Annotated in this window: 6 protein-coding genes; 3 read left to right on the forward strand and 3 right to left on the reverse strand. The window is 33.7% G+C overall.

The annotated features are described in order from the left end of the window. Positions 1 to 960: 960 nt before the first annotated feature. The 3 genes from F6K22_RS18500 (at position 961) to F6K22_RS18510 (ending at position 3663) form a co-directional block, all read left to right on the forward strand. On the forward strand, positions 961 to 2190 hold the full coding sequence (locus F6K22_RS18500) for a methyltransferase domain-containing protein (protein ID WP_293100833.1): 1230 nt from the start codon (positions 961 to 963) through the stop codon (positions 2188 to 2190). A gap of 521 nt (positions 2191 to 2711) precedes the next feature. Then, a complete protein-coding gene (locus tag F6K22_RS18505) occupies positions 2712 to 2969 on the forward strand; it encodes a hypothetical protein (RefSeq protein WP_293100834.1) in 258 nt (85 codons plus the stop codon). A 436-nt stretch (positions 2970 to 3405) separates the two neighbouring features. After that, a complete protein-coding gene (locus tag F6K22_RS18510; protein WP_293100837.1) occupies positions 3406 to 3663 on the forward strand; it encodes a carbohydrate porin in 258 nt (85 codons plus the stop codon). A 421-nt stretch (positions 3664 to 4084) separates the two neighbouring features. Here the strand turns inward: F6K22_RS18510 and F6K22_RS18515 are convergent, their stop codons facing one another. The 3 genes from F6K22_RS18515 to F6K22_RS18525 form a co-directional block, all read right to left on the reverse strand. Further along, a complete protein-coding gene (locus F6K22_RS18515) occupies positions 4085 to 7486 on the reverse strand; it encodes a LamG-like jellyroll fold domain-containing protein (protein WP_293100840.1) in 3402 nt (1133 codons plus the stop codon). Positions 7487 to 8317: 831 nt separating this feature from the next. Then, on the reverse strand, positions 8318 to 9106 hold the full coding sequence (gene egtC, locus F6K22_RS18520; protein WP_293100843.1) for an ergothioneine biosynthesis protein EgtC: 789 nt from the start codon (positions 9104 to 9106) through the stop codon (positions 8318 to 8320). A gap of 1003 nt (positions 9107 to 10109) precedes the next feature. Beyond that, entirely contained in the window at positions 10110 to 10331 is a 222-nt protein-coding gene (locus F6K22_RS18525; protein ID WP_293100846.1) for a hypothetical protein, read from the reverse strand. Positions 10332 to 10415: the final 84 nt, after the last annotated feature.

Raw genomic sequence — 10415 nt, forward strand, 5'->3', positions numbered from 1 at the left:
ATTTCTATTGCTATGCAAGGATTACAGAGTTCCTAAGTGTAGTAATTTATCATAGCTACCCTAGAATAGCCAAAATTAATAATTATTAATTAAATAATTCAGCTTTATTAGCCTCCCCTTTCAAGAGGAAAAAAAGTGCTAGTACCGCTACGCAGAAGTTAAAAGTCAAAAGTTAAAAGTCAAAAGTTAAAAGTTAAAAGTATTGATTGGTAAAGCTTTTAGGATTTTGTAACTGGTTAGTTATTTCTGCCATCCTGCACTAGGATATTTCCTTATATTCAATTCCGTTACGGTTTTAACCTTCTTGTAATTATCCATTATCAATTATCAATTAATGAAAACTCTATTGCTGTTAATTGTAATGGTTAAATAAAGAGCTTGTTTATTTTCTAAAAATGTCTATTAGGTGTTAGCTTAAACGAGGTTATCGCGGTGATGATATTAATCAGGTACAGTATTTTTTTCTCTTCCTTAATTCCCTCAAATCTAAAATCTGTATCTCATCCATTTGAGAATTGCTATATTTATTTGAAACTATTAACCTTTCTCTACAACCTTGAAGAAATAAGAAAAAATTAAAGCTCTATAAATAAATTTAGTAATCAAATTGGCTAGCTCTCAAGACCAAATTTTTTTCATGGCTCTTATCTAATTTTTGAATTTTTCTCAGCAAATACTCATCTAAAAGTGTTTTAAATAAAAATAATACAAAATTCAAAAAAGATAGTTACAGTAGAAATATAGGGAACTGGGAAATGGGAACTGAAAAAAATTTACCTTTGCTCTTTAAATCTAACAATACTAGCTCTCTCTATGCCAACCTTACCTAAAGCGAAAAAGTTAATATAGGGATATTTTTTGAAACTGGTATAACTTGAGCAAATGATACAAGGTCTAGACAAAAGTTTGTAAATTTTTGCTTAATGTTTGCTTCCTTAGCTTAATTATTTGGTAAATATAATGAATTTGGAAAACTTTGAACAAGATTTATCGATGACCTATACAACTACCAATGAACAATCAACTGCCAATTATCATATTGAAAGTGCAGTTTTAGAACGTTATCAAGAAGGTGCTCAACAGGTACAACCTGACCTATGTTGCCCAACTGACTATGAAGAAAACTATCTCGATATTTTACCTCTAGAAATTATTGAAAAAGATTATGGTTGTGGAGACCCTACCCGCTATATATCCCCCGGAGAAACAGTTGTAGATTTAGGTTCGGGTGCTGGAAAAAATTGCTATATTATTGCTCAGAAAGTTGGTGCAGAGGGGCAAGTAATAGGGGTAGATTTTAATGATGATATGTTGGGGTTAGCTCGGAAATATCAAGATAAAATAGCTGCAAAAATTGGATATCAAAATACTAAGTTTGTCAAGGGAAAAATCCAAGATTTAGCTTTAGATTTAGACTTAGTGGAAAACTGGCTCACTGCAAATCCAATTACATCTGTTGATGCTTTAGCTGCTTTTGAATATGAGTGTAATGCTCTTCGCAAAGAACAACCTTTGATTCCAGATAATAGTGTTGATGTTGTAATTTCTAATTGTGTGTTGAATTTAGTCCGCCCCCAAGACAAACAGAAATTATTTCAGGAAATTCATAGAGTATTAAAACGAGGAGGTCGAGCAGTTATTTCTGATATTGTCTGCGATGAAGACCCCACTCCAAAAATTATGAACGACCCAGAATTATGGAGTGGCTGTATTGCTGGAGCATTTCGAGAAGATGTTTTTCTAGAAATGTTTGAAGAAGCTGGTTTTTATGGCATTGAAATTCTTAAACGTGAGGAAAAACCTTGGCAAGTAATTGATGGAATAGAATTTCGCTCTCTGACAGTTCGTGCTTTTAAGGGGAAAGAAGGAGAATGTTTAGAACGGAATCAAGCTGTGATTTATCAAGGTCCGTGGAAACAGGTAGTTGATGATGATGGTCATACTTTATATAGAGGTAAAAGAATGGCTGTCTGTGATAAGACTTTCCAGATTTTTACAGATAAAAATGGTCCTTATCATCAGGATTTTTTGCCTGTTGAACCTTATACAAATATTCCTTTAGATTTGGCAGAAAAATTTAACTCTAGAGATGGAAAAACTCGGCATCCTAGAGAAACTAAAGGCTTAGATTATCAACTGACAAGTATTAATAATAATAGTGATTGTTGTACTCCTTCTGATGGTTGCTGAATTTAGCAGAAAATAGGCTAAAGTCAGGAACTTAGATAAATCTAAACTATCTTGATTTAAACTCAGTAGAAATTAGTCTCTAGTTTCTACTGTTTTTTTGATAAATTATGCCAAATTAAAAAAAACAGGCGTTGGTGAATCAAACTATGAATTATAAATACCCCTTTCACTACTTGTTCCTGTTCCTACCCATGAATGAACTAATCCCTATTCCCTATCCCCTAAGCACAGAAAATTATAGCTAAATTCTCCAACACCAAAAAAGATATAGCATTGCACTTTGGCGTATTTACACATTATTTTTTGTAGACCTTTTCCCTAGCTAAACTATTTGTAAAGTTGTTTTATTTTTTCATGCATAGTATTATTTATAGCTATTTAACTGGAGATGATATTAGTCCATAACTCCTGTACTTCTTAAACCTGACTCCTCTCTAATTATTTAGAACTCTTCCACTGGAGATGATATTAGTCAAAACTACGATAAGATAGTAAGCGTTATAGTTGAATATTAAGTACCAATGAATAGAATCCCTAATTCCAATTCTCAACCTCTTGATAATCATTTAGTTGAGTCAGAAGAAAATGAAAATGACAAAATGGAAGTCATAGAATCTTATAATCCTGAAACTAAAGTAATGCTAGAACGGTTTATTTTAATGTTAATAGCAGTTGGATTAGTAGTGGGGGCAATTTTATCAGTTGGAGTTGTCTATATTCTTGATAAAACTGGGTTTACAACTCCTCCTAATCAACAGCAAATAGATTTAGGAAAATAAACACTTGGTGAACCAGCAAATAAATCCTTGAATTTCAACGTACTTGCTAATAGTATACTCGAAATCATTACTGAACTGGACAAGTGAGGTAGGATCGATACTTGCACAACTCTTGGCGGTTTGCTATGTAATTTTCAAGATAGCTGACAACTTTTTCTTGTCAATACGCTTCCCCCCATTTTGGCCAACACTGGCACCAATCTCATATTTAGGTTGTGTGGTTGAAATATCCCTCTGCTGCAATTTAAGCAGTAGACTTCTCCAGAAAATAAACTTCCTCTTTATTTAAGACAAGCTAGAGTTGTCAAATTCACTCTCCGAAATCATTTTTCGTATCTTTTTCGTGAAAATATATACCCTGTTCCCTGTTCCCAGTTAAGTGTTCCCTGTTCCCTACTAGCCACAAAAAATCTATATCTTTTTCACCAGATGTCTAGTGACTTTCGGTTTTACTGACTTAGGTAAGGAGGGTAGTTTGCTTGGTTTAGTAATAGGAAGTTCGCCTAAAGTAATTGATAATGATAATCCTCCACAAGATAATGATACTGCTTGGCATTTAGAAGATTTTTATCGTTATCAAATTAATGATAATATTTCGATTAATCCTGGAATTTTGGTAGTTATTAATCCCGAACATGAAGAGGATAATGACACTATTACTGTGGGAATTGTGCGGATTATTTTTCTATTTTAAGTTTAAGGTTAGTCATTTCAGTTATCAGTTATATCATGTCCGCTTAATTAGTTATAAAAAAAAACTTTCTCCTCTTCCTCTTCTCCCTCCTGACTCCTGACTCCTGACTCCTGACTCGGTTTTCCTGACTCGGTCCTCCTGAGGACTCCCCAATTATTTATAACTGTTCATCCGGACATGATATTAACAGTACCTCCTAAAATAGAGATGCTTGAAATTTCGAGAATAAAATTTTACCATCAGTATTGATAAAAACTCAAAATTTGGTAGGGGTTTTGTCACCAAACCCCTACTATACAGAGAAACCGGGTTTATATGAAATGCACTACTATACTCACATCTGTCTCCCATCAACCCGGTTTATTATAACACTCAAAAGGAAACAGATTTGATATCAAATACGGTTTTAGATTACAGCTATTTAACAAGAGAAGCTGCTTAACCTATTTACCATATTATTCCTGATAAATAAAACTGCTACATCCCAATAGCGATCGTCTGCATCTTTAATATCGCACTTGATTTTCCATTCTCCATTATCTACAACTGGCATGATCGTAAATGCTGAAGCTTTGTGTTTCTGCTTTGCTCCGCAATTAAATCCGGCAATAACCGCAGTCCATTCTGACTCTAGATATCCGGTTTTAATTGTAGGATTACCATTTACCTGATAAATCTGATATTCCATAGGTTTTTGAGTTGTGTCTGTTGTATCAGTCGTTAATGATGTTTCTGTATCTCCCTCACCAGTAGTTGATGATGTTTCTGTATCACCAGTGGTTTGAGTTCCATCACCCTCACCAGTAGTTGATGATGTTTCTGTATCACCAGTGGTTTGAGTTCCATCACCCTCACCAGTAGTTGATGATGTTTCTGTATCACCAGTGGTTTGAGTTCCATCACCCTCACCAGTAGTTGATGATGTTTCTGTATCACCAGTGGTTTGAGTTCCATCACCCTCACCAGTAGTTGATGATGTTTCTGTATCACCCTTACCAGTAGTTGATGTGGTATCAGTTGCATCAGCTTCATCAACTTGCATCAATTCTTTAATCTCTTCTGGAGACAACACTCGGTCATAAATCCGTAGATTAGCTACTTTACCATCATAAAATCCATAACCACAGCCAAACTTCACCTGGGTAATTGAAGTTATTGGTTTATTTTTACCTGTACCACTCTGCCATAGAGTACCATTGAGATAGATATTCATCTCACCCGTGGCAACATTCTTCGTAAACGTCCAGTAAGTCCATTGATCTTTAAAATCAACCGCCTGAGCTAATTTTTCTAGTCTGTCATAACTGTTATTAGCAGTGGTAGTATTTCCACAATCAAAGTAAATGTGACTATCTGAGCAAGGTAAATGAACATTAACCACCCTGTTCTTACTTTTATCTAATGCCAACATTATAGAATTATTCTTGGGTAGAGACTTGCCACTGTTTGCCCAAAAACTAATTGTTATTTCACCTGTTTGAGGAATAGTTGCTGTTGGCAGTTCAATATAATCATCCACCCCATCAAAGTTGATACAATTAGCAAACTGTGAGTCATCTACAACTATTGGATTGCCATTAACTTTGCCATTGAGTTTTGATGGGGAAATATCAACAACTTCTTTTTCTTTAGAGGCATTTTCTACTATTTCATTCAGTGGTAGATGCAATTGTAAACCACGATTTATATCCATCGGTGGAGGAGTTCCATCTACTTTCATACATTCGTTAATTTCTTGTGGAGATAACACTCTGTTATACATCCGCATCTGAGCCATTTGCCCCTGAAATGCTTGATTAACTGCAAATCCTCCTCCCAGCTTATCTTGCTCTTGCCCTAGTATCAATGCTCCTCCAGTAGCAATTGGATCTCCTTGACTAATGACTTTAGAGTGTACTTCTTTTCCGTCTTTGTACACCTTAAATTGTCCGTCGCTACTTTGCCAAGTAATTGCTACACAATGCCATTCACCATCGTTGACAGCAACTCCCGTACTATACCACTTGTTATTAACAGTGGGCGTTATATTTTTAATATTGTATATTTGAAACTCGTTATAGCCCTTCGTTGAAGATTTTGCATATGAGACAACTGTACCTTCTTTATGTTGGTTGTTCGATCTAACCCAACATACTACTGTCATTGCCTCTGAGGGAAAGTTGGGCATTGGGTTAATGACAATATAATCATGATTCCCATCAAAGCTTAAACAATTACCAAAGCGTGGTTCAGCTACAACTTTTGGACCATAAACTTTACCATTAAGCTTTGATGCTGAGATATCAACTACTTCTTTTTCTTTAGCAGCATTTTCGACTATTTCATTGAGTGGTAGATGCAGTTGTAAACCACGGTTTATATCCATTGGTGGAGGAGTTCCATCCACTTTCATACATTCGTTAATTTCCTCTGGAGATAACGCTCGGTTATACAGTCGCAGATTTGACATTTTGCCATGAAACAATTGATCTGCTGACCAGTTACTCTTGCCAATATAATTTTTGGTACGATTAATATTGTTAGGGAGATTAAGTGTTCCATTTCCTACTTGTTCACCATTTTTGTAGAGAGTGCCCTTTCTTGATTCATCAACTGTTACTGCTAGATAAAGCCACTTACCATTTTCCAATATTTCATTTCCTTTAACTATGGCACCAGTATAAAAATCTAAGATTAAATTCTTTGTAGTTGTTTCATTCCCAAACAGAATGTTATCACTTTCAGCACCATTCCCAAAGTCGATAATTCTCGACCAATATTTGAAGCTCTCATAATATACCCAAGCTCCTACAGTAAAGCCTTTTGAATAGTCAACATTCATTTGTAGCATTTGGATATAATCATCAACCCCATCAAAATGTACACAGTTGCCGAATTGCGAGTCGGGCACAATTGTTGCACCATAAACTTTGCCATTAAGTTTGTTGCCTGAAGTATCAACTACTTCTTTTTCTTTAGCCGCATTTTCTACTATTTCATTCAGTGGCAGATGCAGTTGTAAACCATTATTTATATCCATAGGTTTAGTTTGAGGAGTTTCACTAATTGGACTTGTAGAGCTAGTATTGCTAGCAACATAAATATCATGCAAATCATTAGGCATTGGACCTTGAATCTTTCTCTGTTGGAAGGAGAGAGTAATCAAGATATAACGCTGGTTACTAGGTAACTGAAATAAACCTAGACCTGTACCTGTAGCAAGAGAAGAACCAGGATTAGGTGGAGTTGGACAAAATTCTTGTTTACCATTAGAATTTTTACCAGATATAGTTTGAGTTGTCGCATCCAGAAAGATCCGAGTATTATCACTCTTGGAAAGAGTTCCACTGTTGAATAATTTCCAATCAGCTAAGTTAAGTTGGCTACCATCCAAAGTTTTTGCGGTTACTTTGATGGTTGTATATCCCATCTTAGTACCGTTGAACAATCTTGATATGGCAATATAGGTATTACCAGAGGTAGCGCCATCAGTTAGTTTTGAATCAGTTATAGAAGCTTTGTAGTTACTAAAACCCAGGGTAACTGAATAGTTATTTTCACGTCCTATGTTTCTTACTAGAGGCATAGTAGCAGTAATAGCTTTTACTTTACCTGTTAAGCTAAATTTATCCTCTATTTCCCCAGAAAGGAAGCGGCTTGATGTAATGGGACTATTACCTCCAGGCTCTCTTTTCCAATCACCGTCATTATAGTCTATTTGATTATAAGTAATAGCTATTGTACCACCCAAACCATCAGGGACTTCTACCGTTTTACCAAATCCTGGGTAATTATAACCATTAGTATTCCAGAATGTAATATTTTTAGTAGCGACTTCAGACACTAAATTATTCTCCTTTTTTCTTGATTAATCGGCAATTTACTAGGGATACTAATCATCCTTATGATTGTCTGAAAAATATACAATCCAGATGATTTTGGAGTTTTATCTATACAATAAATCTCTGGTTTATGCATGCACTAATTCAATATTTCTTAATACTGAATCCTACCACTTATTCAATTATTAATATGATTAAATTTTATGAAGGATTATTGTTAAGTTTTCTATGTTTAACAGGCGATCGCTTCTTCTCTACTCTCTACTATAGCAATCCGCGGATAGGTTGCGGGTAATCAAAAAGTAAATAAAAAAACTGAAACTCTTACCAGTTAAGAGTTAAGTGTTCCCTGTTAAGTTTTCCCTAAAAAGCAGTAAGATTTTTGACAGGAATAAAATAGGATTGCTATAATACTAAATCTCAAAAGTGTTGCCTTTCCTATCTATTAAAAAAAGTTAATTTATCAATATTTTTTCAAACTTCTATAATTTTATAATTTCTCAACAACAAATAACTGAGTATAATGACTTACTTTAGTCTTGTAAAATTTATAGAAAAATTATAATTTTTTTAGAATTAATTTATTGACTAAGTAGGTAGGCACGAATAAACATCACTATGTAACGAAATATTAAAGCAGTTGAAACCCGTATCTATTGCTTCCTTCCGCTCCGCTTCAGTCGCTGCGGACGTACTTGTAAATTTTTTCACCTACCTACTTATTATATGTACAAAAAATAGTAGGTAACATATTAGTGCTATGGTCTTAAGGAGCTTTAATCAACAGGTATCAAAATTACCAATTTTTATCTACTAAAAAAATATTTTAATTTTCACATTTGATAGATTTCAATATCAAGATTTTTACTGACTTTAATGATGCTTTGTTCCGGAACTTTTTGCCAATCATCTGTAAACAAAGGTTCGGAAGCGACAATTACAGAGTTAGGAAATTTAGGAGAATTTTTTAACCAATAAAGAGTCGGTGGAATTGCACCTTGAGCAAATCTCGATGCAACTAATTGATGTCCGTCTGTAATAATTGTATTTGCCAAAAATCTGACTTTATTTTCCTGAGCAATTTCTGTCAAAACCATCAATATACCATGTAAAGCTTCTTTAAAATCACAGTTAATTCTTTCAATAATTTCATTAATTAGCAAAGCAAAAATATGTTCTGAGTCTGTATTACCTTTAATCAATAAATATGGCAGTTTTTGGAGGTAATCCCGTATTGGTTTATAAAGAGTAAATCGGAATTTATCAATATAGCCATTGTGAATAAATAGTAGATTTTTGTAATTAAATGGCTGACAGTTACTAATATCAATTGCTTGACCAGGAGTTGCACTTCTAACATGACCTAGAATACAGTTTGACTCTATATAACGACCAAGACTCTTGAGATTTATATCATTCCATATTGGCTGGATATTTTTATAAGTAAAAGGTGCAGTCTCTTTTTGAGTATGATACCAACCTAGACCAAAACCATCGGCATTTAGTAAAGCTTCTTGCATTTCTTGGGGTTTATAACCTTGGACTATTAATGAGTGTTCTGGTTGACTAATGATCGAGTCTAATAAAATTGCCTCACCAAGGTAACCTACTAATCTACACATATAATTTTTGGATTTTTTGGATTTTTTGTTTAAGTTTAAATATTGACAATTTTATAATCATAACATTTTGATGATCGATATTATCATACCAAATCCGGTTATTAAAAGCATGTTTTTCAAATTGTTTTCTAACCCTTCTGCTTTCTGCACTCTGCCTTCTGCCTTACCTTCATATAAAGGTTCTGTCTAAACCGGATTTAGTATCAATTATATTATGTCTCTTTAGAATACCAACAAGAAAAATTTTAGGGAATAGGGAGCAAATTGAAATAAAAAAACATCTTTATTATGGTTAATTAATGAGACTAGATATTATAATTAAATATCTAAATTTATATTTGATAATCAATCTGAAATAGACTGCTTTATTCTTGACTATTGCTATTTATTTGTAGAATTAGGTTAAATCAAGTTCAGAGAAATTAATTTATGGTTTTAGGAAGTAGGGAATAGAGAGTAAGGTACCGAACAAGCAAAAAAAATATTTACCGAAAAATTAAGGTATAAAGCCTCTCCATTGTCGCCGAGTTGAATTGGGGAGCTTCCCATAGGGTGGGATGGCAAAGTTTCTTCGCCATATCCAATCTCCCCTTGAGAAGAAAAAAATTCCTTTTAGGCAATCCTTCTATTACAGAAGAGGTAATTATTAATTATTAATTATTAATTATTGAACCCATCAGTCGTAGCACATTAATAACCGAATTAGCTGTAAGTTTAACTGCTCAAAAAATAAAAAACCACCAGGCAAAATCTGGTGAGTTTGACAATGTTAATATTAGACATAGGCGTGATAATTAAAAATTAAATCAATCCCATACGCATAAATAATCAATTCTTTCCCCCTACTCCTGTACGAGCGATTCGCTCTTCGCCCCTACTCCCTACTCCCTCTTTTCCGGAGATGTCTATTGAATTTGATTGATTCTAGAGATAAATTTAATAAAAATTAGCTATCTCTATATAAATACAAAGCCAAAGTATCTCCATATTTAAGACAGTATAATTATTCTCGAATAAACAGCGATCCCAACCACTTAACTGAATTCAGATTGCCTTCAATTATCTTCTTCTGAGTTTTTTTATTTAAACGAATATTTTCTGATTGTTTGAAAGCAGCAATACTAATTTCAGATATAGCTTGGCTAGATTTATTTAGTGCTTTAAATAAATCTTTTCTTTTGATAGGTTTTGTGTATGCTTTAAATAAATCTTTTCCTAAACTCATTGTTTTTACTTTACTGAAACTCAACAATATTTATTTTACATAGAATCCGGTTATATAGTATATGTTTATAATTCTATAATTACT

The sequence above is a fragment of the Okeania sp. SIO2F4 genome (assembly GCF_010672385.1).
Classification (GTDB): domain Bacteria; phylum Cyanobacteriota; class Cyanobacteriia; order Cyanobacteriales; family Microcoleaceae; genus Trichodesmium.

What these genes read in the sequence shown, in the direction of transcription:
- F6K22_RS18500 (WP_293100833.1), top strand. Translation starts at nt 961, where the DNA reads ATGAATTTGGAAAACTTTGAACAAGATTTATCGATGACCTATACAACT.
- F6K22_RS18525 (WP_293100846.1), bottom strand. Translation starts at nt 10,331, where the DNA reads ATGAGTTTAGGAAAAGATTTATTTAAAGCATACACAAAACCTATCAAA.
- egtC (WP_293100843.1), bottom strand. Translation starts at nt 9,106, where the DNA reads ATGTGTAGATTAGTAGGTTACCTTGGTGAGGCAATTTTATTAGACTCG.
- F6K22_RS18505 (WP_293100834.1), top strand. Translation starts at nt 2,712, where the DNA reads ATGAATAGAATCCCTAATTCCAATTCTCAACCTCTTGATAATCATTTA.